Genomic DNA, 25,214 nt, shown 5'->3' with positions numbered 1-25,214 from the left:
TCGCCCTGCAAGCCACCCGACGACGTCAGCCAGCCTAACCGGATCAATCGAAGGTGCACAGGGACAGGGAGGCACAAACCCGAAGGATGTCGGGTCCGTCCTGGACAGCATGTCCAAACCGGAGTCTCATGTTCACTCTCAGCCCATGTGCGGGTAGCCGTGGTGGGTCGGCGGGACGAAGGTTTCCTTGATCGCGCGGGCCGAGGTCCAGCGCAGCAGGTTCTGGGCGGCGCCCGCCTTGTCGTTGGTCCCCGAGGCCCGGGAGCCGCCGAAGGGCTGCTGGCCGACGACGGCGCCGGTGGGTTTGTCGTTGATGTAGAAGTTTCCGGCGGTGAAGCGCAGTTCCTCCACGGCTTGGGCGATGGCGTAACGATCCTGCGCGATCACCGCACCGGTCAGGCCGTAGGGGGCGCCGGAGTCGACCCGCCCGAGCACGTCCTCCCAGCGGGAGTCCTCGTAGACGTGGATCGCGAGGATCGGGCCGAAGTACTCGGTGCGGAAGATCTCGCCCCGGTGGTCGGAGGAGACCAGGACGGTCGGGCGGACGAACCAGCCGATCGCGTCGTCGTACTGGCCGCCGGCCACCAGCTCGACGGTCGGGTCGGCCTTGGCGCGCTCGATCGCGATGCGGTTCTTCTCGAAGGCGCGCTTGTCGATCAGGGCGCCCATGAAGTTGGACAGATCGGTGACGTCGCCCACGGTGAGGGCGTCCACCTCGGCCAGGAAGTCGTCCTTGATCCTCAGCCAGACGCTGCGCGGCAGGTAGGCGCGGGAGAGCGCCGAGCACTTCTGGCCCTGGTACTCGAAGGCGCCGCGGATCATGGCGGTCTTCAGGATCTCCGGGTCGGCCGAGGGGTGGGCCAGCAGGAAGTCCTTGCCGCCGGTCTCACCGACGATCCTCGGGTAGCTGCGGTAGCCGCCGATGTTCGCGCCGACGGTCTGCCACAGCGACTGGAAGGTGGCGGTGGAGCCGGTGAAGTGCAGCCCGGCCAGCGCCGGGTCGGCGAGGGCCACCGGGGAGACCTGCAGGCCGTCGCCGGTGACCAGGTTGATCACCCCGGGCGGCAGGCCGGCCGCCTCCAGCAGGCGCATCAGATGGTGCGCGGCCAGCGTCTGGGTCGGCGCGGGCTTCCAGACCACGGTGTTGCCCATCAGCGCGGGCGCGGTGGGCAGGTTCCCGGCGATCGCGGTGAAGTTGAACGGGGTGATCGCGTAGACGAAGCCCTCCAGCGGCCGGTGGTCCACCCGGTTCCACACGCCCGGGGAGGAACTCGGCTGCTCGGCCAGGATCTGCCGGGCGAAGTGGACGTTGAACCGCCAGAAGTCGATCAGCTCGCAGGCGGAGTCGATCTCGGCCTGCTGCACGGTCTTGGACTGGCCGAGCATGGTGGCCGCGTTGAGCGTCTCCCGCCAGGGCCCGGACAGCAGGTCGGCGGCGCGCAGGAAGACCGCCGCGCGGTCGTCGAAGGACAGCGAGCGCCACTGCCGCCCGGCCGCCAGGGCCGCGTCCACCGCCACCCGGGCGTCCTCCCGGGTGGCGTTGCCGAGCACCCCCAGCTTGGCGGCGTGGTGGTGCGGCTGGACGACGTCGATCCGCTCGCCACTGCCGAAGCGCTGCTCGCCGCCGACGGTCATCGGCAGCGGGATCTGCTCGGCCGCCAGCTCGTCCAGCCGCCGGACCAGCCGCTCCCGCTCCGGGCTGCCGGGCGCGTACGCCAGCACCGGCTCGTTGACCGGGGTCGGCACCTCGGTGACTGCGTCGATGGGCATGGCCGCTCCGTCCTGCTGGCTGCTGCGGGCTGTCGCTCCACTGGTGTCACCCCCAGCCTGACCAGGGCCGGGCGGATCCGCCCGTCCAGACACGCCAACGGCGGACGTGGCGCCCGCCACGTCCGCCGTCGGAACAGCACCTCGGCCGTTCGGCCCGCCGGCGGCTCAGCCCGCGAGCCGGCCCGCCAGCTCGACCGCTTCGGCCAGGCTGTCCACCACCGGGACGCCGACCGGCTCCAGCTTCTCCCGGGTGTGCGAGCCGCCGGTGTACAGCACCGCGTGGGCACCCGCGCCCAGCGCCGCCAGGGCGTCGTCGGCGGCGTCGCCGATCAGCACCGTGCGGGCCAAGTCCACCCGCTCCCCGAGCGCGGCCAGGTGCTTGCCCAGCTGCTCCGCCTTCTGGCCGCCGGACGGGCCGCTGCGGCCGTCCACCCGCAGGAAGCGGCCGGTCAGGCCGAAGGATTCGACCAGCGGGACGAGCTTGTCGTGCGTGTACATCGACAGCAGGGACTGGCTGTGCCCGGCCGACTCCCAGCCCTCCAGCAGCTCCAGCACGCCGTCGGTCAGCCCGCAGGCCGGGCTGAGCTCGCGGTAGCGGTCCTGGAACGCGTCGTCCAGCTTCAGCCACTCCTCCTGGGAGGGCATCCGGCCGAGCAGCCGCTGGTAGAAGCGCGGGATCGGGATCTCGTACTGCTCGCGGTACTGCTGCATGGTCATCGGCCCGACGCCGATGGTCGCGAACGCGGCGTTGCTCGCGCCGAGGACCGCGTCCATGTCGTGGAAGAGGGTGCCGTTCCAGTCCCAAACGATGTGAGTGCGCACGGGTTCAGACGGTAACCCGGACGAACGACGCACCGGTAGGACCGGGGTCACTCAGGCCAGCAGCGAGGGGATCTCCTGGGTCGCGAACCAGAGCAGGTCGTGGTCCTCGGCGCCGTCCACGGTGAACTGGGCGTCCTGGTCGCCCGCGTCGGCCGCGGCCACCGCCGCCACCGCCGCCGTGACGTCCGCGACCACCTCGTCGTCGGCGACGTCCGCGTGCACCGAGGCGGCCTTGGCGAGCTTCAGCGGGCCGACTAGCACCACCCGGCCCAGCGAGGCCTGGTCCTGGTACTCGTCACCGGGGAAGGGCCGCACGGCCGAGTCGGCCACGTCCAGCGCCACCACGACCCGCCGACGCGGGGCCCGGGGATCGGCGGCCAGCAGCCGCAGCGAGGACTGGGCGGCCCGGTTCAGCGCCGCGTACTCCAGCTCCTCCAGGTCGTCGCTGACGTACCACTCGCGCAGCGCGGGGGTCACGGCGTACGCCGCGGACTGCTCCAGGGCGCCGCCCTCGTGCGCCGCCGCCAGGCCGGTCAGGGTGGTGGGCACGTACACGCGCATCGGTGGCACTCTCCGGTTCGTCCAACGGGGTTCGTCCAGCGGCACAGCTTCTCCAGCGCCCCAAGAATAAGCTCAGCCGGGCCGGCCGTGATCACTCTCCACCCCGATCAGCGCGCGGCCCGCAGGGCCTCCCGGCTGGTCCGCAGGCCGCTCTCCAGCACCTCGCCCCGACGGGCCGGGTCCATCATGTTCGGGCCCATCACCGCGAGGTCGGCCAGGGTCGGTGCGAGCAGCCGCACCCGTACGCCCTCGGCCCGCAGCAGCGCGGCCTCGCGCAGCAGCTGGCGGGTGACGGCCCGGCGGTAGCGGCTGACCAGCTGGGCCAGCACGCCGCGCGGGCGGTCCCGGTCCCGGTCCCGCCACTCGCGCAGCACGGCCAGGGTGCCGCGGTCGGAGCGCTCGGCGTGCGGGTCCAGCCGTAGGGCCATCGGGGCGAGCACGTACACCTCCTCCAGACCGCGGCCGAGCATCAGGTCGGCGCTGGTGGCCGACCAGCAGCCGCCGTCCACGTACGCCGAGCCGTTCAGCCGGACGGGCGCGAACCAGCCGGGAATCGCGCAGGAGGCCATCACGGCGTCGGCGACGGCGACGGCCGGGGCGTCCGGGTCGCCGAAGACCACCCGGTGACCGCTGCGGTAGTCCACGGCGGCCACTCGCAGTGGCAACGCGGCCGGGCCCGGCTCGGCCGTTCCCGGGGCCGGCCAACCGCCCGGGCCGAGCAGGTCGCGCACGAGCTCGCCGACCGACGCCAGCGAGCCCCGGCCGTGCGGCGCCATCGCCGAGACCATCGTCAGCAGCGGGTACTCGCGAGGGTGCCGGACGGCGTCCCGCAGCAGGTCCGGCGAGCCGATCCCGGCCCGCGGACGGGGCGGCAGCGGCCCGCCGACCGCCGTGCCGTAGTCGAAGGCCACCCCGGCCAGCGGGCCCTCGGTGATCGGCAGGCCGCACTGGTGGGCGCGCAGCTGCTCGGGGCGCACGCCGCCGGCCAGCATCGCGGCCAGGATCGCGCCAGCCGAGGTCCCGAGCAGGACGTCCGCCCCGCCCGGCTGCCGTCCGGTGACCTCCTCGACGGCGCACAGCGCGCCGACCGTCCAGGCCGCGCCGAGCATCCCGCCGCCGCCCAGCACCAGGCCGCGCCGGGTCGCGCCCCCGGCGGTGGCGGTCGGGGCCGCCGCCGTCCGTGTCGTGATTCCGGTTGTCGTCATCCCGGCCGCCCGTCGTCGTCGGGAACGGATCAGGCTCCGATGGTGCCCGTGGACGGCCGCACGGGCAACGGGAGGCCAGGGCGGGACCACCCGATCCGCCGTACCGGGGCGTCCCCTTTCGGGCCGTACGGACCGTCCCCGCGCGTCAACCGGGGCGCCGCCGGACGGCCTGCCGGGTCCGTCGCCGCATTGGTCAATTCACCCGGATAGGTGAACTTCGCGCCGCGCCGCGGGCGGCCGGGAAACGCGTTGCCGCCCCGCGCGCGGCGCCGCCAGCCTGGACCCGTCCGTACCCGCACCACCCCTACCGGGAGCCACCGTGACCGCCCATCTCACCGCCCGCCCGCACCGCCGCGTCCGCACCCCCGGGGGCTGTGACCCGGCCGGGCGCCGACCGCGCCGGCCGCGCGCCGCCTGCACCGCCGCCGTGGCGCCCCGCGAACACGACCCCCGGGCGCTCGCCGCCCGCTTCGCCCACCAGCTGGTCGAGGTGCTCACCGGTGCCCGGCCCTCCGGCCAGCTGATGCGGCACACCAGCCTGGACGGCTACGGGCAGCTCGCCTCGCTGGTCCGGGTCGGCGCGCTGCGCCGCGGCGGCTCCGCCGACCGGCCCCGGCTCGGCCCGGTGCACGACCGGTCGCCCTCGCCCGACGCGGTCGAGGCCTGCGTCCGGGTCGACCTCGGCCGGCGGCACCACATGGTGGCCTTCCGGCTGGAGCAGCGCGGCCCGGCCGGGCAGTGGCAGTGCACCGCCGTGGAGGCCCGATGACCGCACGGTGCCCCGGGACGGCCCAGGGCGCCGCACCCGTACGGGTGCGGCGCCCTGTCCGGCGTCCTTCCGTGGGCTCAGCCCTTGCGGCGGCGGCCCTTGGCGGACTTGGCGGCCTTGCGGCGCTCGGCGCGGGTCAGCCCGTCGCCCTCGTCCTCCGGCGCCAGGTCCTCGAAGTCGCCCTCGATGACACCGCCGCCGACCTCGTCCGAGGGGGCCGTGTAGTGCAGCCGCTGGGGCTTGGGGGCCTCCAGGCCCTTGGCCTTGATCTCCGGGCGGGCGGCGTCCTTCTCCAGCTTGTCGAGCACCACCTGGGCGTCCTCGACCGGGACCTCCTCGACCTGCTGCTCGACCTGGACCTCCAGGTTGAACAGGTAGCCGACGGACTCCTCCTTGATGCCCTCCATCATCGCGGTGAACATGTCGAAGCCCTCGCGCTGGTACTCGACCAGCGGGTCGCGCTGCGCCATGGCCCGCAGGCCGATGCCCTCCTGGAGGTAGTCCATCTCGTAGAGGTGCTCGCGCCAGCGGCGGTCCAGCACCGACAGGACGACCCGGCGCTCCAGCTCGCGCATGATCTCCTCGCCGAGCTGGTCCTCGCGGGCGCCGTACTGGGCCTGGATGTCCTCCTGGATGGCCTTGGTCAGGAACTCGGGGGTCAGCCCGGCGCTGCCGCCGGCCTCCTCCTCCAGCTCCTCCAGGTCCAGGGTGATCGGGTAGAGCTGCTTGAGCGCGGACCAGAGCTTGTCCAGGTCCCAGTCGTCCTCGAAGCCCTCGCCGGTGGCCGCCTTGACGTAGGCCTCGACGGTGTCGTCCATGAAGTGGCCGACCTGCTCCTGCAGGTCCTCGCCCTCCAGCACGCGGCGGCGCTCGCCGTAGATGACCTCGCGCTGGCGGTTGAGCACCTCGTCGTACTTGAGGACGTTCTTGCGGATCTCGAAGTTCTGCTGCTCGACCTGGGTCTGCGCGGAGGCGATCGCGCGGGTGACCATCTTGGACTCGATCGGCACGTCCTCGGGCACGTTGGCCATCGAGAGCACGCGCTCGACCATGCCGGCCTTGAACAGGCGCATCAGGTCGTCGCCCAGCGACAGGTAGAAGCGGGACTCGCCAGGGTCGCCCTGACGGCCGGAGCGGCCGCGCAGCTGGTTGTCGATCCGGCGGGACTCGTGCCGCTCGGTGCCGAGGACGTAGAGGCCACCGGCCTCCTTGACCTCGTCCTGCTCGGCCTTGACCGAGACCTTGGCCTTCTCCAGCGCGGCCGGGAACTCGGCCTCGTACTCCTCCGGGTTGTCGCCCGCGGAGAGCCCGCGCTGGGCCAGCTCGGCCGCCGCGAGGTGGTCCGGGTTGCCGCCGAGCATGATGTCGGTGCCACGACCGGCCATGTTGGTGGCGACGGTGACGGCGCCCTTGCGGCCGGCCTGCGCGACGATCTGCGCCTCGCGCTCGTGGTGCTTGGCGTTCAGCACCTCGTGCGGGATGCCGCGCTTGCGCAGCTCCTGCGACAGGTACTCGGACTTCTCGACCGACACGGTGCCGACCAGCACCGGCTGGCCCTTCTCGTGCTTCTCGGCGATGTCCTCGACCACGGCGGCGAACTTGGCCGGCTCCGACTTGTAGATCAGGTCGGGCTGGTCGATGCGCAGCGGCGTCTTGTTGGTCGGGATCGGCACCACGCCGAGCTTGTAGATCTGGTGGAACTCGGCCGCCTCGGTGGTGCCGGTACCGGTCATGCCGGACAGCTTGTCGTACAGGCGGAAGAAGTTCTGCAGGGTGATGGTGGCCAGGGTCTGGTTCTCGTTCTGGACCTCCACCCCCTCCTTGGCCTCGATCGCCTGGTGCATGCCCTCGTTGTAGCGGCGGCCGGCCAGGATACGGCCGGTGTGCTCGTCGACGATCATGACTTCGCCGTTCATGACGACGTAGTCCTTGTCCTTCTTGTACAGCTCCTTCGCCTTGATGGCGTTGTTCAGGAAGCCGACGAGCGGGGTGTTCACCGACTCGTAGAGGTTGTCGATGCCGAGGTAGTCCTCGACCCGGGTGACGCCCTCCTCCAGGATGCCGACGGTGCGCTTCTTCTCGTCGACCTCGTAGTCGCGGTCGATCTTCAGACGCAGCACCAGCTTGGCGAAGTCGGCGTACCACTTGGTCGCCTGGTCGGCCGGGCCGGAGATGATCAGCGGGGTGCGGGCCTCGTCGATGAGGATCGAGTCGACCTCGTCGACCACCGCGAAGTTGTGGCCGCGCTGGACGAGTTCGTCCTTCGACCAGGCCATGTTGTCGCGCAGGTAGTCGAAGCCGAACTCGTTGTTCGTGCCGTACGTGATGTCCATCGCGTACTGACGCTTGCGCTCGGCCGGCGTCATGTTGCCCAGGATCACGCCGACTTCGAGGCCGAGGAAGCGGTGCACCCGGCCCATCCACTCCGAGTCGCGCTCGGCGAGGTAGTCGTTGACGGTGATCAGGTGAACGCCCTTGCCGGTCAGCGCGTTCAGGTACGCGGGCAGGGTGCCGACGAGGGTCTTGCCCTCACCGGTGCGCATCTCGGCGACGTAGCCGAAGTGCAGGGCCGCGCCACCCATCAGCTGGACGTCGTAGTGCCGCTGGCCGAGCACGCGCTTGGCGGCCTCGCGGACGGTGGCGAACGCCTCGGGGAGGATGTCGTCCAGCGACTCGCCGTCGACGAGCCGCTGCTTGTACTCGTCGGTCAGCGCGCGCAGCTCGGCGTCGGTGAGGTTGACGAAGTCCTCTTCGATGGAGTTGACCTGGGCAGCAATCCGCTGCAGCTTGCGAAGGATCTTGCCCTCGCCGGCGCGCAGGATCTTGTCGAAGACGGACACTTGAGCGGGCTCCTTGCCTGTATTGGCACTGGACGACTGCACGGCGGGTCCACCCCACCGCACGGGCCATCGTATGCGAGGAGTCCAATGCGCCGGGAGGTGCGTCAGCACGGTATTCCCGTGTCACCCGACCGAGCACATGGCCCGATAGCACCGTCCACCGGGACAAAACGGTCGAAGGGGCCGGGAGTTGGCCGCGTATTCGGATGCCGGCATTCCCCGATCGGCGAAATAATCCGTTCATGGAAGAATCCCGCGGCGAACTCACGACCCTCACCACCGACCGCCTCGTCCTGCGGGCCCCGCAGGAATCCGACATCGACGCGATCTTCGCCGCCTGCCAGGACGAGGAGATCCAGCGCTGGACGGTCGTGCCGGTCCCGTACCGGCGCGAGGACGCGGAGTTCTTCGTACGCACCCTGGCCCCCGAGGGCCTGGGCAAGGACAGCGAGTTCATCTGGTGCGTGGTCGAACGCGACACCGGGCGGCTGGTCGGCGCCCAGGCGGTCACCCGCTTCGCCGCCGACCCGAGCGCCGCCTCGGTCGGCTGGTGGACGGTGAAGGAGCAGCGCGGCCGCGGCTACACCGTCGAGGCGGCCCGCGCGGTCGCTCGCTGGGCCCTCACCGACCTCGGCCTGCGCCGCCTCCAGTGGCTCGCCTACGTCGGCAACGACGGCTCCCGCGCCGTCGCCGAGCGGGTCGGCTACCGCTACGAGGGCACCCTGCGCTCGTACGCCGACCAGCGCGGCGTCTTCCAGGACTCCTGGGTCGCCTCGCTGCTCCCGTCCGACCTGGACTGAGCGGCCCCGGACTGAGCGGACCCGCGCTGGGCCCCGGGCCCGGCCGAGCCCCGGCCCGGGCCCGCTGTCGGCACCCCCGGCTAGGCTCGCCGGCATGACCGCCGCAGCCGACGACCGCACCCCCGTCACCGTCCTGGGCGCCGACGACGCCCGCCGGATCGCCCTGCGCGCCCAGGGCCTGCTGGGTGCACCGGACCGCCGCGCCGGGGTCCGCGGGGTGCTGCGGCACCTGGGCGCCGTCCAGTTGGACACCATCTCGGTACTGGCCCGCTCGCACGAGCTGGTGCCGTACGCCCGCCTCGGCGCGGTCGGCCGCCCGGCCGTCGAGGCGGCGTACTGGGGCGCGGGCGCGAGCTTCGAGTACTGGTCGCACGCGGCCTGCATCCTGCCGGTCGAGGAGTGGCCGCTGTTCGCCTTCCGGCGCCGCCGCTACCGCGACCGCGGCCACCTCTGGGGCCACCAGGTCGCGCCCGAGACGTACCGGGCCGTGCTCGACAAGCTGCGCGCCGAGGGGCCGTTGACCTCCACCGAGCTCGGCGGGGCGAAGAGGACCGCCGAGTGGTGGGACTGGTCCGACACCAAGATCGCGGTCGAACGGGCGCTGGCCTTCGGCGACGTGGTCTGCACCGAGCGCCGGAGCTGGAAGCGGGTCTACGCGCTGGCCGAACAGGCCGTCCCCGACGCGCTGTTCGGGCAGGAGCGGTCCGACCGGGAGTGCGTGCGCACCCTGGTCGCCCAGGCCGGCGCCGCGCTCGGCGTGGCCACCCGGACCGACCTGCTGGACTACCACCGGTTGCGCGCGGAGGAGTTGGACCCGGTGCTCGAGGACAGCGGGCTGGTCCCGGTCGAGGTGGCCGGCTGGGGACCGGACGGCGGCACCGCCGCCGCCTGGGCCGACCCGGCCGCGCTGGCCACCGCCCCGCGCGGGCGCCACCGCACCACGTTGCTCTCGCCCTTCGACTCGCTGGTCTGGGACCGCGCCCGCACCGAGCGGATCTTCGGCATGACGCACCGGCTGGAGGCCTACACCCCCAAGCACAAGCGGGTGCACGGCTACTTCGCGATGCCGCTGCTGACCGGCGGTCGCCTGGTCGGCCGGGTCGACCCGGCGAGGGAGGGACGCACCCTGGTCGCCCGCCAGGTCTCGCTGACCGGCGACCGGGGATCCGGCGCCCGGCACGTCGAGGCGCTGGCCACCGCCCTGCGCGAGGCCGCCGCCTGGGTCGGCTGCGACACCGTGCGGGTCGGGGCGCTGCACGACGAGCGGCTGCGCCCGGCCCTGGAGAAGCTGCTCGCCGAGTAGCGGCCCCGGCTCACCCTATTTCGAGGATCTTCTCCCGCATCGCGTACACCACCGCCTCCATCCTGGAATGCAGCTGGAGCTTCTCCAGGATGTTGCGCACGTGGTTCTTCACGGTGTTCTCGCTGATGAACAGCTCCTTGGCGATCTCCCGGTTGTTCATCCCGGTCGCCACCAGCTTGAGCACCTCCAGCTCCCGGTCGGTGAGCCGGGGCGCGGGCACCAGGTCCCGGTCGTCGGAGCGGCGCTGGATCATCGACTTGAACTCGGTGAGCAGCTTGGAGGCCATCGACGGGCTGATCTGCGACTGCCCGTCGGCCACCGCGCGGATCGCGGTGGCGACCTCGTCGGTGGAGATCTCCTTGAGCAGGTAGCCGGTGGCCCCCGCCTTGATCGCCTCGTAGAGGTCGGCCTCCTCGTCGCTTATCGTCAGCATGATGATCTTGGTGCTGGGCGCCACGTCCTTGATCGCCGTGCACGCCTCGATCCCGCTGCGACGCGGCATCCGGACGTCCATGAGGATGATGTCGGGCAGCAGGTCGGCGGCCTTCAGCACCGCCTCGGCGCCGTCCCCGGCCTCGCCGACGACCTTGATGTCCGGCTCCTCCGCGAGCACGATCTCCAGCCCCCGGCGGAACAGCGCGTGGTCGTCCACCACCAGCACGCGGATCGGCTCACCCCGGCGCGGCTCGTACGCGGGCTCCTCCTCCGGCCCCGGTGGCATTCCGGTGACCGGCCCCGCACCGGGCCCCAGCCCGAAGTGATCCCCCATCCGCTCCTCCCCCTTCGCGGGTCGTCGTCCGCCAATCATTCCACGCCCCGCCGTCGCCACGGTCACCCTCCGGCGCCGATTCCCCCGCTTCGGGTGACCCCGCGACCCCAGTGCGTCCGAGCACCGTTCGAACCCGTCCCGTCGCGGCGCCCGCCCCGCCCCGCCGTGCGGCCCGCCCCGCCGCCGAACGCCGGTGACCCCGGCGGCCGCTGCCGCCGGGGTCACCCCTCCATCACTGCTCGGACGGTCAGTCCTCGTCGTCGGACCGACCGATCGCACCGCCCGCGCCGCTGGCCACGCCGGCCGCCATGTCGGGCTGCACGTGGATGACACCGTAGTGGTAGCCGTGTCGTCGGTACACGACGCTCGGCAGGCCGCTGTCCTTCTCCACGAAGAGGTAGAAGTCGTGGCCGACCAGCTCCATCTCGTAGAGCGCCTGGTCCAGCGCCATGGGGGCGGCCGAGTGCGTCTTCTCCCGGACCACCAGCGGGCCTTCGCCCTCCACTTCCAGGGATCCCATCATGGTCTTGCGGACGGCTCCGTTGGTCTCGCCCTCCATCGCCGTCGTCGACGGCAGCGCGGCCAGGGCCGCGGTCGCCTCGGCGACGCTGATGGGGGTGCGGCCGTTCGCGCCGCCCTTGTGCACCCGACGCCGGTCCGCGGACTTGCGCAGCTGGGCGTCGAGCTTCGCCGACGCCAGGTCGAGCGCCGCGTACGGGTCGGCGGCGGCGGCTTCGGCCCGGATCACCGGGCCCCGGGTACGGAGAGTGATCTCCACGCGGTCGGACCGGTCGGCCTGCCGCGGGTTGTGCTCCTTGGACACCTCGACGTCGAGGCTGATCACCTTGCCGTCGAACTTCTGGACCTTCTCCAGCTTCTCGGCCACGTGCTCGCGGAACCTCTTGGGCACCTCGGTCTTGCGGCCCTTGACGACGATGTCCACGCAGAACTCCGATCCCTCGTGCTGACGCCGATCCGGGTGCTACCGGACCGGACTGAGCTCCAGCTGGACCAGCCCATCCACTGCCGGCCCCCGCCCCCGCCGCCAGCGGCGGAAACGACTGGCCCTCATCTCACTTCCTCCCCATCAGGGACGGTTGAAACCCCCTGGAGCCTTATCGAACACCTCACGCGGGGATTTCGCCTCCCAGGCGAGGAGGTGGGTATGACCCGATACTGCGGGCAGGCGGTCAAGCTGCTGCACCCTGTCTACCCTCCTGCGAGTGAAGTATGGGTAAATACCTAGACAACACCCCCCATACGGCGCATCCTTTGCTGACTCTCCGTGCCTGCCGCCACCAGGAGCAGCCGTGTCGCCGACCCCCTCCCCCGCCCGTCCGCCGTCCGCCCGGACATCCTTCGCCCACGCACTGTCCGGACTGTTGGACGTGCTGCTCCCCGCCGACTGCGCGGGCTGCGGCACCGAGCGCACCCAGCTCTGCCCGGCCTGCCGGCACACGCTGGCCACCGCCCGCCCCGGCCCGACCCTGCTGCCCTGGGCGCACGCCGCCGCCCCCTACACCGACCCGGTCCGGCAGCTGCTGCTCGTGCACAAGGAGCGCGGCGCGCTGCGGCTGGCCGGGCCGCTCGGGGAGGTGCTCGGACGGGCGGTGCGCTCCGCGCTGGGGGCCCGGGCCGGAGCCGCGCCGTTGCTGCTGGTCCCGATGCCCTCGGCCCGCGCGGCCGTCCGCGCCCGCGGCCACGACCCGACGCTGCGGCTGGCCGGGGCCGCCGCCCGCTCGCTGCGCCGGGCCGGCCTGGACGCCCGGGCGGCACCACTGCTGCGGCACGCCCGTCCGGTCGCCGACCAGACCGGGCTGAACGCGGCCGAGCGGCGGCGCAACCTGCACGGGGCGCTCACCGTCCTGCCGCGCGCCCGGCGCGGCCTGGCCGGCCGTCAGCCGGTGCTGGTGGACGACCTGGTGACGACCGGGGCGAGTCTGGCCGAGGCCGCCAGGGCGCTGGCCGACGCCGGACTGCCGGCCCGGGCGGCCGCCACGGTCGCGGCCACCGCGGTGCGGCCGGAGGGCTGATCCGCCGGGGTGTGCGTCAGGCCGGGGCCCGCACCCGGCCGCGCGTCGAACCGTCCGCCTGGCCGCGCGTCAGCCCGCGTAGAAGAAGGAGCGGGGGGCCTTGTCCAGCAACTGGGCTTCCCGCCACTGGTTGTTGACCAGCCGGTAGACCTTGCCCTCGGCCACCGCGAGCACCGGCGGCGCCGGAACCAGGCTGTCCCCCCGGGACTCCGAGGCCGAGACGCTCAGCATGCCGAGGCCGCCCTGCAGCTGACTGTCCGTGCTCTGCGAGCCGTCGGTGCTGATGTAGTACAGCTGCTTGGGGCGGTCCGCCTCGTTGCCGAGCACCAGCAGCTGGTCGCTCTCCGCCCAGGACACCGAGGCCACGTCGGTGAGCGAGGGCGCGGTCGGGCGCAGTTTGGTGATCTTCGCGGTCGGCGCCGCCGTGGTGCCGCCGTGCACCACCAGGCCGAACATCAGCGAGCTGGTGGCCACGCCCGGGGACTTCACCACCAGGGCGACCCGGGTGCCGTCGGAGGAGATCCGCAGCGCCTGCACGGTCTGCCCGGTCAGCCCCTCGACCGGCACGGTGTACGACTTGTTGCCGCGCGCCATGACCACCCGGGGGCCCTGCGGGTTGCGGTCCACCACCCACAGGTCGCCGCGGCCGTCCCAGCTGGGTGAGGCGAAGCCCTCGTCCTTGCTGCCCGCCTTCACCGGCGAGCTGAGCAGCGGCTCGGGCATCGCCACGGTGCTGTCGGACAGCGCCACCGAGTAGAGCTGGTGGCCGTCCGCACTGATCGCGGCGGCCCAGGAGCCGTCCCGGCTGACCGCGACGGAGCTCGGCTGGGCGGCCGGGTTCGACTGCGGCTTGCCGAGCACGCCGTGCACCGGGTCCCCGGTGCGGCCGTCGTCGGTCGCCATCAGGACGCCGTTGTCGGAGCGCTGGTAGTACTGGACGGACGTCTGGGCGGTCAGGGCGCCCGGGCCGGTGGCGGGCGCGTCGATGCGGCTGGCCGTGCAGGAGCCGCGCTGGCCCTTCAGCTCCAGCCGCTCGACCTGGCCCTTGCCCTGGTCGGCGAGGGTGTAGAAGAGCTGGGTGGCCATCCGGCGGCAGGTCGTCGGCTCGCCGAGGTCCGCCCCGCCGAGCTGTACGTGGGCCGCCCGGCTGTCGTCGATGCTGACCTTGTCGACCGAGGCGCCGGCCGGGAAGGCCGTCCGGACCACCGGCGAGAGCCAGTTCGAGGGTCCGGCGACCAGCGCCTTGGCGGCCGCGGTCAGCGGGTCTATCCGGCGCCGCAGGTAGATCGGGTCAGCGACCAGTACCTCCTGGCCGCCGTTGCCGGAGGACGGGTCCGGAGCGGTGTAGAAGAAGCGCTCGACCTGCCGGAAGCTGTTCCGGAAGTTGGCCTCGTTCATGATCACGCCCGGCGGCAGGGTGTCGATCCGCCACTCGCCGTCCTTCTCCCGAACGAAGGTGAAGTCGGAGGAGCCGTTGTTGTTCTGCCCGGCGACCAGCAGGTACGAGTGCTTCTCGTCGACCTTGGCGACCATCTGTCCGGTCACCGTCTCGGAGACCGTGGTGTCGGCGTCGGAGACGGCCTGACCGGGCTCCTTGATGGTCGTACTGGCGAGCACCTCGATGCCCGCCTCCGGGTTCCAGCTCGCGGCGGCGCGCTCGGTGAGGTACTTGCGCGCGGTGTCGTACCCCTCGTCGGCCGTCACCGCGTCCAGGAACCCGGTCAGCAGCTCACGCGGCTTGGCACCCTTGCCGGGCGCCACCGGGTAGATCCTGGCCTGCAGGTTCTTGTCGGCCGAGCCCTGGGACAGCTCCACCTTGGTGATGCCGCCGGAGTCCGGCATGGCCGCGCAGCCGCTCGCCACCAGGGCGCCGAGCACCGCGCCGGCCACCGCCGTGAGCCGCGGCTCAGTCCTGCTGCTCGTCCTTCGCACGCTGCGACCCCTCCAGGTCCGTCCCACCCGTCACGTCCGGCTCCGCCGTCCGCTGTGCCACCGACGGCCGTCCAGGCGTCGGGTCCACCATGACCTGGGCGCCGGTGGCGCCGTAACCGGCCCCCACGGTCCGTACGTCCGAGGGGTCCGCACGCGGCCCCTCGGGCAGACGGTTGCGGCCCAGCCCGGGGCCGATGTTCAGCACCCCGCCGAGCCCGCTGCCCAACCCGCTGCCGGGCCCCTCCGGCGCCTCCGCCTGCTCCTCGGCGGCGGACAGCGCGGTCGAGCCAGCCGGGGCGATCGCCCGCCGGTACGGCGTGCCGTAGGCGCCCAGGCCCCGGTTGTTGCGGGAGTCCTCCGGCTCCAGCCGGAACGGCGCCCGGTTGATGTCGCCGCCGCGGGTGCGCGGCAGGGTGAGCCGGAAGTGCGAGCCGCCGCCGGGCTCGCCCCAGGCCTGGAGCCAGCCGCCGTGCAGGTGGGCGTCCTCGACCGCGATGGACAGGCCGAGGCCGGTGCCGCCGGTGGTGCGGACCCGGGACGGGTCCGCCCGCCAGAAGCGGTGGAACACCCGGGACGCCTCGCCCGGCTTGAGGCCGATGCCGTAGTCGCGCACGCCGACCGCGACCGCACCGTCGGCCGAGCCCAGCCGGACCACGACGTCGCGGCCCTCGCCGTGCTCCAACGCGTTGACCACCAGGTTGCGCAGGATGCGCTCGATCCGGCGGGAGTCCACCTCGGCCAGCACCGGCTCGCCGTCGCCGCGGATCACGATCGTGCTGCCCTTGGCCTGGGCCAGCGGGTCGGCGGCCTCCACCACCCGGGCGACGATCTCGCGCAGGTCGACCGGCTCGGCGTCCAGGATCGCGGCGCCGGCGTCGAAGCGGCTGATCTCCAGCAGGTCGGCCAGCAGCGACTCGAAGCGGTCCAGCTGACCCTGGAGCAGCTCCGCCGAGCGGGCCGCCATCGGGTCCAGGTCCTCGCGGCTGTCGTAGATCAGGTCGGCGGCCATCCGGACCGTGGTCAGCGGGGTGCGCAGCTCGTGCGAGACGTCCGAGACGAAGCGCCGCTGGACCCGGGACAGCTCCTCCAGCTGGCGGATCTGCGCCTGGAGGGCGTTGGCCATCCGGTTGAAGGACTCGCCGAGGCGGGCGATGTCGTCCGTCCCGGTCACCTTCATCCGCTCCTCCAGGTGCCCGTCGGCGAGCCGCTCGGAGATGCCGGCGGCCATCCGCACCGGGGTGACCACCTGGCGCACCACCACCCAGGCGATGCCGCCCATCAGGATCACCACGAACACGCCGGCGGTCGCCAGGGTGCCGGTGATCAGGTTGAGGGTGTCGGTCTCCTGGCCGAAGGAGAACACGTAGAACAGCTGGTAGCTGGTCCCGGCCGGGCCGACGAACTGCATGCCGAGGGCCAAGCCGGGCTCGCTCTTGCCGCCGCTCTCGGGCGAGCGGTGGATCCGGGTCGGCTGGTCGAACATCTGGCCGGGCTCGTCGAAGAGCTTGGCCCGCAGGGTGTCCGGGACGCTGCTGGGCTGGATGTCGCCCGAGTAGCGCGGCGCGAAGCCTGCCGTGTCCGGGACGACGGCACCGGTGCCGGGGGCCATCGCGATCACCGAGTAGACCGTCTGCCCGCTCGCGGCCAGGTCGTTGACCTGCCGCAGCAGCCAGGTGCCGGTCTCCTCGGTGGTCGGGTCAGCGGTGTTGCGCAGCTTGAGGTCGCGGGCCTCGTCGATCTTCTTCTGCTCGACCTGGAAGCCGATCCGGGCCTGCGCCCGGGCGGCGTCGATCTTGGTGTCGAGCAGGCCGGTGCGCACCTGCGCCACCACGACCACGCCCAGCACCAGGACCACCGCGATGGAGGCCAGCAGGGAGACCGCGACCACGCGCAGCTGGATCGAGCGGCGGTACAGCGCGGACACCCGGTGCACGGGGCGGCGGAACTGACGCTTCATCAGGCCGAAGACTCCGGAAGGGCCGCGACGGCGGCGGGTGGTCGAACTCAGCACGTCCCCGCGCACGGCCCCCGCCCCGCCGGTCGCGGTACCCGGCGGGGTGTCGTCAACCCGGTCCGTCACGTCAGCTGGGTCCGGCCTTGTAACCGACGCCGCGGACGGTCACCACGATCTCGGGGCGCTCCGGGTCCTTCTCGATCTTGGAGCGCAGTCGCTGGACGTGGACGTTGACCAGGCGGGTGTCCGCCGCGTGGCGGTAGCCCCAGACCTGCTCCAGCAGCACCTCGCGAGTGAACACCTGCCAGGGCTTACGGGCCAGCGCGACCAGCAGGTCGAACTCCAGCGGGGTCAGCGGGATGCTGCGGCCGTCCCGCTTCACCGAGTGGCCGGCCACGTCGATCACCAGGTCGCCGATGGTCAGCTGCTCGGGGGTCGGCTCCTCGGCGCGGCGCAGCCGGGCGCGCACCCGGGCCACCAGTTCCTTGGGCTTGAACGGCTTGGTGACGTAGTCGTCGGCGCCGGACTCCAGGCCCACCACGACGTCGACCGTGTCGGTCTTCGCGGTCAGCATGACGATCGGGACCCCGGACTCCGCCCGGATCTGCCGACACACGTCGATGCCGTCCCGACCGGGCAGCATCAGGTCCAGCAGCACCAGGTCCGGCTTGCTCTCCCGGAACGCGGCTAGCGCCTTGTCCCCGTCGGCGACGAAAAACGGCTCAAAACCCTCACCACGCAGCACAATGCCGAGCATCTCGGCCAGTGCGGAGTCGTCATCAACGACGAGGACGCGTCCCTTCATGCGTCCATCTTCTCATTACCGGATTGTGACCTGCCGCACAGCAGTGCCAATGCTCCACAACGGCCAACTCCCCCGCCGGTGCATTCCGGTCATACCAGGCGAATAGCCCTCACCGGAGCGCCTCCGAACGGTCCGGAACCTGCCGTCCCACCTCCCGGAAAGCTCTGTTGCCGATCAGCAACCGGATACCCCTGGGGCCTGTTCGGGCCCCATGGCACGATGGGCACCGCGCGCGGGCGAAAGATCCGCCCGGAGCCGCGCCCGTGACGCCCTCCGAGGAGCAGTGATGACCGACACTCCGGGCTGGGCCTCGCCCAGCTCGTCCGAGCCACCCCGCGACGGCACCCGGCCCCCGGCCGACGCGCCCGCCGCCGTGCCCGGACCGTCGGCACCACCGCAGGCCGCCCCCGGCTGGAACACCCGGCCCGGACAGTCCGCCCCGGCCGGGCAGACGCCCGGCGGCCCGAACCCGTACGGCTGGAGCGCCCCGCGCAGCCCCCGGCCCGGGGTCATCCCGCTGCGCCCGCTCTCCGTCGGCGAACTGCTCGACGGAGCCGTCACCACCGTGCGCCGGCACTGGCGCACCGCCCTCACCCTCTCGCTCGGCATCGCCGTCGTCGACCAGGCCGGGGCGATCGCCTCCGAGCTGCTGGTCAACGGCAGGACCGGAGCGTCCACCCAGCTGCTCACCCTGCTGGCCCGGATGCCGGTGCTGCTGCTGCTCAACGCGCTCGCCACCGCGCTGCTGACCGTGGTGGTCAGCCGGGCCGTCCTCGGCCGGCCGGTGACCGCCGGGGACGCCTGGCGCGACGCCCGCCCCCGGCTGCTGCAGCTGCTCGGGCTCACCGTGCTCACCACCCTGATGAGCGCCGGCGTGGTGCTGCTCGGCTTCACCCCGCTGCTCGGCTACCGGGCCGGCGGCTCCGGCACGCCCGGAACGGAGGCCCTGCTGGCGTTCGTCGGCCTGCTGACCGTCCCGGTCGCCGGCTGGCTGCTGATCCGCTACAGCCTGGCCGCCCCCGCGCTGATGCTGGAGAAGCAGGGCGTGGTGACGGCGCTGTCCCGCTCGCGGCGGCTGGTCCGCGGCTCCTGGTGGCGGGTCTTCGGCATCGTCCTGCTGAGCAAGGTGCTGTCCGTGGTCATCGGGATGGCCCTGCTCATCCCGGCCCGGTTCATCGGCCTGGTGCTCGGTTTCGGCAGCATCGACAACCTCGAGGACCCGGGCAAACAGTCCATCGGCATGCTGGTCGTGGTCGCCGTCGCCGGGATCATCGCCTCCGCGCTCACCACCCCGTTCATGGCCGCGGTCGGCGTGCTGGTCTACATCGACCAGCGGATCCGCCGCGAGGCCCTGGACATCGAGCTCGCCCGCGCCGCCGGCCTGCCCGAACAGGGCGGCACCGACTGGAACGGCCGGGCCGACCAGACCCCGGCGAGGCGCTGAGCCGGATGCCTATCTGGGGGGACAAGCTCCTCGCCGCCGGCGGCGCCCCGGTCACCGTTCCGCGTGACCCGGCCCGCGACGCCGCCCGCGAGGAGCTGCTCAACGCCGACTACCACAAGAACGACCCGTCCGTCCTGGAACGGGTCACCGACTGGTTCTGGGACCGCATCAACCACGCGCTCGGCAGCCTCTCCGGCGACGGCACCGACGGCACCACCGGACTGGTGCTCTTCCTGATCGTCGCCGCACTGATCGCCGCCGCCGTCTGGTGGCGCCTCGGCGCACCCAAACGCGCCGCCCGCACCGTCCTCGGCGTGTACGGCACCGAGGGCCCGCGCAGCGCCGCGCAGTACCGGTCGGACGCCGCCGGGCACGCCGCCGCCGGGCGCTGGGCCGAGGCCGTCCGCGAGCAGATGCGCGCGCTGGTCCGGGCCCTGGAGGAACGCACCCTGCTCGACACCCGCCCCGGGCGCACCGCCGACGAGGCCGCCGCCGAGGCCGGCCGGGCCCTGCCCGAGCACGCCGCCGCGCTGACCGCGGCCGCCCGCACCTTCGACGACATCGCCTACGGCGACCGGACCGCCGACCAGGCCGCGTACCAGCTGCTGCTGGACCTCGACCGGGCCCTGGAACGCACCCGCCCGGCCCTCGCCCAGGCCCCGGTCACGGCCTCCGCCCCGGCTCCGACCACCGGAGGAGCCGCATGACCGGCACCGCCCCCGTTGCCCCCGCCGCCGCCCCCGCACCGACCAGCCTCGCCCCCACCGGGCGCGGCCTGCTCCGCCGGGCCCGCTGGTACCTGGTCTTCCTCGTCGCCCTGCTGATCGGCGCCGTCTGCATCGCCACCCTCGGCCGGGGACACCGCTACCCACCGGCCGACCCGCGCTCCTACGATGCCGACGGCACCCACGCCGTGGTCGCGCTGCTCGAACACCAGGGCCTCAAGACCGACCTCACCACCGACCCCACGGCCGCGACCGGCGGCGCCGACACCCTGGTGCTGCCCGAGCCCGACCTGCTCGACAAGGCCCAGCTGCGCGCCATCGCCGCCGCCGGGCACAAGCGGCTGATCCTGATCGCCCCCGGCCCGGCCGCCCTCACCGCGCTCGTCCCCGGCATCCGCCCCTCCGACGAGGACGGCGGCGTCCCGTACGCCCCCGTCCGCAGCACCCCCATGAGCTGCTCGCTCACCGAGGCCGTCCGGGCCGGCAGCGCCACCATGGGCGGCATGCTCTACACCAGCGGCAGCCGCGGCGAGGGCTGCTACTCGCACGGCCACGGCTACCCGCTGGTGAGCACCCCGACCGAGGACGGCGACGTCATCGTGCTGGGCAGCGGCACCTTCCTGACCAACGGCGAACTCGCCAAGGACGGCAACGCCTCGCTGGCGCTCGGCCTGCTCGGCTCGCAGCCCCGCCTCACCTGGCACCTTCCCGACTACTCCGCGCCGCTGGCCGAGGGCACCCGCCACAAGAACTTCAACGACTACATCCCCAAGGGCTGGCACTGGGCCTTCTACCAGCTCGCGATCGCCGCCGGCCTGGCCGCGCTCTGGCGCGGGCGCCGGCTCGGCCCGGTGGTCAGCGAGAACCTGCCCGTGGTGGTCCGCGCCGCCGAGACCACCGAAGGCCGCGCCCGCCTCTACCGGCGGGCCAAGGCCCGCGGCCGGGCCGCCGAGGCCCTGCGCCGCGCCGCCGCCCACCGCCTCGCCCCCGTCCTGGGCGTCCCGCTGCAGGCCGGCGCGCCCGAGCCCGAAGCCCTCTGCGCGGCCGTGGCCGGCCGCCTCCCCGCACACCCCGCCGGGGACGTCCGGGCCCTGCTGTACGGCCCGCCCCCGACCGACGACACCGCGCTGCTGCGGCTCGCCGACGACCTCGACGCCCTCGAAAGGCAGGTACGGAACCCGTGACCGAACAGGCAACCGCCCAGCTCCGCATCACCCCCGGCACGGCACCCGCCACCCCCGCCACGGCGCCCGCTATCCCCGCCACCGACCCGCGCGCGGCCCTGACCGCCCTGCGCGCCGAGATCGGCAAGGCCGTGGTCGGCCAGGACGCCGCCGTCACCGGCCTCGTGGTGGCACTGCTCTGCGGCGGCCACGTGCTGCTGGAGGGCGTCCCCGGCGTCGCCAAGACCCTGCTGATCCGCACCCTGTCCACCGCGCTCAGCCTGGAGACCAAGCGGATCCAGTTCACCCCCGACCTGATGCCCGGCGACGTCACCGGCTCGCTGGTCTACGACGCCCGCACCGCCGAGTTCTCCTTCCAGCCCGGCCCGGTCTTCACCAACCTGCTGCTCGCCGACGAGATCAACCGCACCCCGCCGAAGACCCAGGCCGCCCTGCTGGAGGCCATGGAGGAGCGGCAGGTCACCGTGGACGGCGAACCGCGCGCGCTGCCCGTTCCGTTCCTGGTCGCCGCGACCCAGAACCCGGTCGAGTACGAGGGCACCTACCCGCTGCCCGAGGCCCAGCTGGACCGCTTCCTGCTCAAGCTGATCCTGCCGCTGCCCGACCGCGACCAGGAGTTCCAGGTCCTCTCCCGGCACGCCGCCGGCTTCGACCCGCGCGACCTCGCCGCCGCCGGCGTCCGCCCGGTCGCCGGGCCGGAGCACCTGGCCGCCGCCCGCGCGCAGATCGCCGAGCTGACCGTCTCCCCCGAGGTCCTCGCCTACATCGTCGACCTCTGCCGCGCCACCCGGCAGTCCCCGTCGCTGTCCATCGGCGTCTCCCCGCGCGGCGCCACCGCCCTGCTCGCGGCCTCGCGCGCCTGGGCCTGGCTGGCCGGGCGCGACTACGTCACCCCGGACGACGTCAAGGCGCTCGCCCTGCCCACCCTGCGGCACCGCGTCGCGCTGCGCGCCGAGGCCGAGATGGAGGGCGTCACCGCCGACTCCGTCATCCAGGCCGTCCTGGCGCAGACGCCCGCCCCCCGCTGACCCACCGCCCTCAGATCCACCGCCCGTCGGTGTCCCGGGGCTTCCGGCCCACGGGCACCCGGAATGACGGGCTCCCGAATCCACGGGCTTCCGAAGGAGCGCATCCGCATGGCCCTCACCGGGCGAACCGCCCTGCTCGCCGCGCTCGGCGCGCTCGTCGTGGGCCTGTTGCTGCCCTCCTGGGCCGGGATCGGACTCGTCACCGGCGCGGTCCTGCTCGCCGTCCTGGTCGACCTGGTGCTCGCCGCCCCCGTCCGTAGCCTGCGGATCGACCGGGGCGGCGACACCACCGTCCGACTCGGCGAGAGCGCCTCGGTCGAACTGACCGTCACCAACCCCGCCGGGCGGCCGCTCCGGGCCCTGGTCCGCGACGCCTGGGCCCCCTCCGCCTGGTGCCCCGGCACCGCCGAGACGGCCTCCCGGCACACCCTCGCCGTCCCCGCCGGCGAACGCCGCCGGGCGATCTCCGTGCTCACCCCGAGCCGCCGCGGCGACCACCGCGCCCACCGGGTGACGGTCCGTTCGCACGGCCCGCTCGGCCTGGCCGCCCGCCAGGGCTCGCACGACGTCCCCTGGACGGTCCGCGCGCTCCCCCCGTTCACCAGCCGCAAGCACCTGCCCTCCCGACTCGCCCGACTGCGCGAACTCGACGGCCGCACCTCGGTACTGACCCGCGGCCAGGGCACCGAGTTCGACTCACTGCGGGAGTACCTGCCCGGCGACGACGTCCGCTCCATCGACTGGCGCGCCAGCGCCCGCCGCCACACCGTCGCCGTCCGCACCTGGCGGCCCGAACGCGACCGGCACATCCTCGTCGTCCTCGACACCGGCCGCACCTCGGCCGGCCGGGTCGGCGACGCGCCCCGCCTGGACGCCGCCCTCGACGCCGCCCTGCTGCTCACCGCGCTCGCCACCCGCGCCGGCGACCGGGTCGACCTGCTCGCCCACGACGCCCGCAAGCGCGCGGCCGTGGTCGGCAGCTCGGCGAACGAGATCCTGCCCGCCTTCACCAACGCGATGGCCGTCCTGGAGCCCGCGCTGCACGAGACCGACATGCGCTCGCTGGTCTCCACGGCGCTCAGGATGACGCCGCACCGCTCGCTGATCGTCCTGCTCACCGGCCTGGACGCGGCGCCCGTCGAGGACGGCCTGCGCCCGCTGCTGCCGCTGCTCACCAAGCGCCACGAGGTCGTCCTCGCCTCGGTCGCCGACCCGCACCTGGACGTCCTCGCCGCCGGGCGCGGCACCCTGGAGGCCGTCTACGGCGCCGCCGCCGCCGAGCAGACCCGCGCCGACCGCCGCGCCACCGCCGACCGGCTCACCCGCCACGGCGTCACCGTCCTCGACGCCCCGCCGAGCCGGATCGCCCCGGCGCTGGCGGACACCTACCTGGCGCTGAAGGCCGCCGGCCGGCTGTGAGTTGACCCGATCAGTCGGCTGATCGGCTGACTCAGCCGTTGCGGCCGGCGTTCAGCCGAGCGGCCTGGCGCGTCAGGTGATCGCGCTCGGCAAGGCTGGACGCCTTGTGCGCCGCCTCGGCGTACAACCGGGCCGCCGTCACCAGATCGCCGTCGCGCTCGTGGAGGTACGCCGACACCGCGGTGTAGCGGGGCAGCGAGTCGTCCAACTCCCCGAGCGCCGCCAGCCCGGCGCGCGCCCCGTCGGCCTCGCCGACCGCGACCGCGCGGTTGAGCCGCGCGACCGGGCTGTCGGTCAGCCGCACGAGCTCGTCGTACCACTCCACGATCTGCACCCAGTCAGTCTCCTCGGCGGTGGGCGCGTCGGCGTGCAGCGCCGCGACGGCGGCCTGGGCCTGGAACTCGCCCAGCCGATCGCGGGCCAGGGCCGCTTGCAGGATCCCGACGCCCTCGGCGATCAACCCGGTGTCCCACCGGCCGCGGTCCTGCTCGGCGAGCGGCACCAGGCTTCCGTCCGGCGCGATCCGCCCGGCTCGCCGGGCATGGTGAAGCAGCATCAGCGCGAGCAGGCCCGCCACCTCGGGGTGGTCGATCGCCGCCGCGAGCTGCCGGGTGAGTCGGATGGCCTCGGCGGCGAGGTCGATGTCACCGGAGTAGCCCTCGTTGAAGACCAGGTAGAGGACCCGAAGCACGGTGGCGACGTCGCCCGGCTGCTCGAAACCCACGCCGGAGACCGTGCGCTTGGCGCGGCTGATCCGCTGCGCCATGGTCGCCTCGGGCACCAGGTAGGCCTGGGCGATCTGGCGGGTGGTCAGCCCGCCGATCGCCCGCAGCGTGAGCGCGACCGCGGACGACGGCGTCAACGACGGGTGGGCGCAGAGGAAGTAGAGCTGGAGCGTGTCGTCCACCTCCGCCGCGGGCCCGGGCTCCGGCTCCTGGTCGACGAGGTCCTCACGCCGACGGCGGGCGGAGTCCGCCCGGCTCGCGTCCAGGAACTTGCGCCAGGCAACGGTGACCAGCCAGCCCTTGGGGTCCCTCGGCGGATCGGCCTCCCAGCCGCGAACCGCCTCGACCAACGCCTCCTGCACGGCGTCCTCGGCCGCCGCGAAGTCGGCTCCGCGGCGGACGAGGATGCCGAGCACGCTCGGGGTGAGGCTCCGGATCAGAACCTCGTTCAGCGGAGACGTCACGACGTCAATCTGTGATGCTCGGCGGCGTGGTCAGGAACGGACGAAGCTCCAGCCACTCGTGGATCGGCTTGCCCCCGGCTCCGGGGGCGGCCGACAGTTCGCCGGCCAGCTCGACGGCGCGCTCGTAGCTGTCGACGTCGATCACCATCCAGCCGGCGATGAGGTCCTTGGTCTCGGCGAACGGACCGTCGGTGACCGGCGGACGCCCCTCGCCGTCGTACCGGACCCACGTTCCCTCCGGCGCGAGCGCCTGGCCGTCGACGAACTCGCCGGTCTTCTCCAGCCGGGCCGCGAAGTCCTGCATGTACTTGATGTGCGCAGTGACCTCCTCCGGCGTCCACTGGTCCATCGGCACGCAGTTGACCGCCGTCGGAGCGCCCCGGTAGTGCTTGAGCAGCAGGTACTTGGCCATCGTGCTTCTCCCTCGGTGCTGGTGCGACCCATTGTGGCCGCCGTTCACCCCGGAGACGGAGCAGGCCACGGGTTCTCGACATCACCGGCCAAGATTTTTTCGCGGTAGACGACCCGGAAACGCGAAGAACCCCCATCCGGATTCCGGATGGGGGTTCTTCTGAATGATTGTTCGGCGGCGTCCTACTCTCCCACAGGGTCCCCCCTGCAGTACCATCGGCGCTGTGAGGCTTAGCTTCCGGGTTCGGAAT

General features: G+C 73.2%; 21 protein-coding genes and 1 rRNA gene. 9 read left to right on the top strand and 13 right to left on the bottom strand.

Features of this window, described 5'->3' with window-relative positions; translation table 11 throughout:
- Positions 1 to 138: 138 nt before the first annotated feature.
- The 4 genes from pruA to ACIRYZ_RS31470 form a co-directional block, all read right to left on the bottom strand.
- On the bottom strand, positions 139 to 1,764 hold the full coding sequence (pruA, locus tag ACIRYZ_RS31485; RefSeq protein WP_402950960.1) for an L-glutamate gamma-semialdehyde dehydrogenase: 1,626 nt from the start codon (positions 1,762 to 1,764) through the stop codon (positions 139 to 141).
- Between the two features lie 171 nt (positions 1,765 to 1,935).
- Positions 1,936 to 2,592: an HAD family hydrolase gene (locus tag ACIRYZ_RS31480; RefSeq protein ID WP_402950812.1), complete on the bottom strand. Its 657-nt coding sequence runs from the start codon at positions 2,590 to 2,592 to the stop codon at positions 1,936 to 1,938.
- Between the two features lie 51 nt (positions 2,593 to 2,643).
- Positions 2,644 to 3,153: a DUF6912 family protein gene (locus tag ACIRYZ_RS31475; RefSeq protein ID WP_402950810.1), complete on the bottom strand. Its 510-nt coding sequence runs from the start codon at positions 3,151 to 3,153 to the stop codon at positions 2,644 to 2,646.
- Positions 3,154 to 3,260: 107 nt separating this feature from the next.
- Positions 3,261 to 4,358 (bottom strand): patatin-like phospholipase family protein, encoded by a 1,098-nt coding sequence (locus tag ACIRYZ_RS31470; RefSeq protein WP_402950807.1) that lies wholly within the window; start codon positions 4,356 to 4,358, stop codon positions 3,261 to 3,263.
- Positions 4,359 to 4,677: 319 nt separating this feature from the next.
- On the opposite strand from ACIRYZ_RS31470, the gene ACIRYZ_RS31465 reads away from it, so the two are divergent.
- Positions 4,678 to 5,127, top strand: coding sequence for an Rv3235 family protein (locus tag ACIRYZ_RS31465; RefSeq protein ID WP_402950804.1), 450 nt, complete (start codon positions 4,678 to 4,680; stop codon positions 5,125 to 5,127).
- Between the two features lie 77 nt (positions 5,128 to 5,204).
- On the opposite strand, the gene secA is transcribed toward ACIRYZ_RS31465, so the two are convergent.
- Positions 5,205 to 7,967: a preprotein translocase subunit SecA gene (secA, locus tag ACIRYZ_RS31460; RefSeq protein WP_402950801.1), complete on the bottom strand. Its 2,763-nt coding sequence runs from the start codon at positions 7,965 to 7,967 to the stop codon at positions 5,205 to 5,207.
- A 242-nt stretch (positions 7,968 to 8,209) separates the two neighbouring features.
- Between secA and ACIRYZ_RS31455 the strand changes: the two genes are divergently transcribed.
- Both ACIRYZ_RS31455 and ACIRYZ_RS31450 read left to right on the top strand, forming a co-directional pair.
- Positions 8,210 to 8,767: a GNAT family N-acetyltransferase gene (locus ACIRYZ_RS31455; RefSeq protein WP_402950798.1), complete on the top strand. Its 558-nt coding sequence runs from the start codon at positions 8,210 to 8,212 to the stop codon at positions 8,765 to 8,767.
- A gap of 94 nt (positions 8,768 to 8,861) precedes the next feature.
- Positions 8,862 to 10,070, top strand: a complete 1,209-nt coding sequence (locus tag ACIRYZ_RS31450) for a winged helix-turn-helix domain-containing protein (protein ID WP_402950795.1) — start codon at positions 8,862 to 8,864, stop codon at positions 10,068 to 10,070.
- A gap of 10 nt (positions 10,071 to 10,080) precedes the next feature.
- On the opposite strand, the gene ACIRYZ_RS31445 is transcribed toward ACIRYZ_RS31450, so the two are convergent.
- Positions 10,081 to 10,839 (bottom strand): response regulator, encoded by a 759-nt coding sequence (locus ACIRYZ_RS31445; protein ID WP_402950792.1) that lies wholly within the window; start codon positions 10,837 to 10,839, stop codon positions 10,081 to 10,083.
- Between the two features lie 247 nt (positions 10,840 to 11,086).
- Complete coding sequence (gene hpf / locus ACIRYZ_RS31440; RefSeq protein ID WP_387613721.1) at positions 11,087 to 11,782, bottom strand: ribosome hibernation-promoting factor, HPF/YfiA family; 696 nt, start codon at positions 11,780 to 11,782, stop codon at positions 11,087 to 11,089.
- Positions 11,783 to 12,149: 367 nt separating this feature from the next.
- Between hpf and ACIRYZ_RS31435 the strand changes: the two genes are divergently transcribed.
- On the top strand, positions 12,150 to 12,872 hold the full coding sequence (locus ACIRYZ_RS31435) for a ComF family protein (protein ID WP_402950789.1): 723 nt from the start codon (positions 12,150 to 12,152) through the stop codon (positions 12,870 to 12,872).
- 69 nt (positions 12,873 to 12,941) lie between these two features.
- On the opposite strand, the gene ACIRYZ_RS31430 is transcribed toward ACIRYZ_RS31435, so the two are convergent.
- From ACIRYZ_RS31430 to mtrA, 3 genes are all read right to left on the bottom strand, one after another.
- The gene (locus ACIRYZ_RS31430) at positions 12,942 to 14,804 is read right to left on the bottom strand and encodes an LpqB family beta-propeller domain-containing protein (protein ID WP_402950786.1); all 1,863 of its coding nucleotides are present in this window, start codon (positions 14,802 to 14,804) and stop codon (positions 12,942 to 12,944) included.
- Positions 14,779 to 16,761 carry an MtrAB system histidine kinase MtrB gene (gene mtrB / locus ACIRYZ_RS31425; RefSeq protein WP_402950957.1) on the bottom strand — a complete coding sequence of 661 codons (1,983 nt, stop codon included), beginning with the start codon at positions 16,759 to 16,761 and terminating at the stop codon, positions 14,779 to 14,781. Before mtrB ends, ACIRYZ_RS31430 begins: the two co-directional genes overlap by 26 nt.
- 124 nt (positions 16,762 to 16,885) lie before the next feature.
- Entirely contained in the window at positions 16,886 to 17,563 is a 678-nt protein-coding gene (mtrA, locus tag ACIRYZ_RS31420; protein ID WP_030283937.1) for an MtrAB system response regulator MtrA, read from the bottom strand.
- A 286-nt stretch (positions 17,564 to 17,849) separates the two neighbouring features.
- On the opposite strand from mtrA, the gene ACIRYZ_RS31415 reads away from it, so the two are divergent.
- From ACIRYZ_RS31415 to ACIRYZ_RS31395, 5 genes are all read left to right on the top strand, one after another.
- The gene (locus tag ACIRYZ_RS31415) at positions 17,850 to 19,007 is read left to right on the top strand and encodes a hypothetical protein (RefSeq protein WP_402950784.1); all 1,158 of its coding nucleotides are present in this window, start codon (positions 17,850 to 17,852) and stop codon (positions 19,005 to 19,007) included.
- Between the two features lie 5 nt (positions 19,008 to 19,012).
- Positions 19,013 to 19,714: a DUF4129 domain-containing protein gene (locus ACIRYZ_RS31410; RefSeq protein ID WP_402950782.1), complete on the top strand. Its 702-nt coding sequence runs from the start codon at positions 19,013 to 19,015 to the stop codon at positions 19,712 to 19,714.
- A complete protein-coding gene (locus ACIRYZ_RS31405; protein WP_402950779.1) occupies positions 19,711 to 20,916 on the top strand; it encodes a DUF4350 domain-containing protein in 1,206 nt (401 codons plus the stop codon). Before ACIRYZ_RS31410 ends, ACIRYZ_RS31405 begins: the two co-directional genes overlap by 4 nt.
- A gap of 71 nt (positions 20,917 to 20,987) precedes the next feature.
- Positions 20,988 to 21,944 (top strand): AAA family ATPase, encoded by a 957-nt coding sequence (locus ACIRYZ_RS31400; RefSeq protein ID WP_380613683.1) that lies wholly within the window; start codon positions 20,988 to 20,990, stop codon positions 21,942 to 21,944.
- Between the two features lie 108 nt (positions 21,945 to 22,052).
- Positions 22,053 to 23,363: a DUF58 domain-containing protein gene (locus ACIRYZ_RS31395; protein ID WP_402950776.1), complete on the top strand. Its 1,311-nt coding sequence runs from the start codon at positions 22,053 to 22,055 to the stop codon at positions 23,361 to 23,363.
- 31 nt (positions 23,364 to 23,394) lie between these two features.
- Here ACIRYZ_RS31395 and ACIRYZ_RS31390 read toward each other — a convergent pair whose 3' ends face one another.
- The 3 genes from ACIRYZ_RS31390 to rrf form a co-directional block, all read right to left on the bottom strand.
- Positions 23,395 to 24,540: an RNA polymerase sigma factor gene (locus tag ACIRYZ_RS31390; protein WP_402950954.1), complete on the bottom strand. Its 1,146-nt coding sequence runs from the start codon at positions 24,538 to 24,540 to the stop codon at positions 23,395 to 23,397.
- A 16-nt stretch (positions 24,541 to 24,556) separates the two neighbouring features.
- A complete protein-coding gene (locus ACIRYZ_RS31385) occupies positions 24,557 to 24,964 on the bottom strand; it encodes a YciI family protein (RefSeq protein ID WP_402950773.1) in 408 nt (135 codons plus the stop codon).
- 169 nt (positions 24,965 to 25,133) lie between these two features.
- Positions 25,134 to 25,214 (bottom strand): 5S ribosomal RNA (gene rrf / locus ACIRYZ_RS31380); the annotation flags it as partial.

The sequence above is a fragment of the Kitasatospora sp. NPDC101155 genome (genome assembly GCF_044768305.1).
Classification (GTDB): Bacteria; Actinomycetota; Actinomycetes; order Streptomycetales; family Streptomycetaceae; genus Kitasatospora.
The sequence above is the reverse complement of the archived record's forward strand: the minus strand, read 5'-3'. Positions and strand labels throughout refer to the sequence as shown.

Bases quoted from the DNA above. Each gene is read 5' to 3' on its own strand.
- ACIRYZ_RS31475 (WP_402950810.1), bottom strand. From the start codon at position 3,153: ATGCGCGTGTACGTGCCCACCACCCTGACCGGCCTGGCGGCGGCGCAC.
- ACIRYZ_RS31470 (WP_402950807.1), bottom strand. From the start codon at position 4,358: ATGACGACAACCGGAATCACGACACGGACGGCGGCGGCCCCGACCGCC.
- ACIRYZ_RS31455 (WP_402950798.1), top strand. From the start codon at position 8,210: ATGGAAGAATCCCGCGGCGAACTCACGACCCTCACCACCGACCGCCTC.
- ACIRYZ_RS31450 (WP_402950795.1), top strand. From the start codon at position 8,862: ATGACCGCCGCAGCCGACGACCGCACCCCCGTCACCGTCCTGGGCGCC.
- ACIRYZ_RS31445 (WP_402950792.1), bottom strand. From the start codon at position 10,839: ATGGGGGATCACTTCGGGCTGGGGCCCGGTGCGGGGCCGGTCACCGGA.
- mtrB (WP_402950957.1), bottom strand. From the start codon at position 16,761: ATGAAGCGTCAGTTCCGCCGCCCCGTGCACCGGGTGTCCGCGCTGTAC.
- mtrA (WP_030283937.1), bottom strand. From the start codon at position 17,563: ATGAAGGGACGCGTCCTCGTCGTTGATGACGACTCCGCACTGGCCGAG.
- ACIRYZ_RS31415 (WP_402950784.1), top strand. From the start codon at position 17,850: ATGACCGACACTCCGGGCTGGGCCTCGCCCAGCTCGTCCGAGCCACCC.
- ACIRYZ_RS31410 (WP_402950782.1), top strand. From the start codon at position 19,013: ATGCCTATCTGGGGGGACAAGCTCCTCGCCGCCGGCGGCGCCCCGGTC.
- ACIRYZ_RS31405 (WP_402950779.1), top strand. From the start codon at position 19,711: ATGACCGGCACCGCCCCCGTTGCCCCCGCCGCCGCCCCCGCACCGACC.
- ACIRYZ_RS31395 (WP_402950776.1), top strand. From the start codon at position 22,053: ATGGCCCTCACCGGGCGAACCGCCCTGCTCGCCGCGCTCGGCGCGCTC.
- ACIRYZ_RS31385 (WP_402950773.1), bottom strand. From the start codon at position 24,964: ATGGCCAAGTACCTGCTGCTCAAGCACTACCGGGGCGCTCCGACGGCG.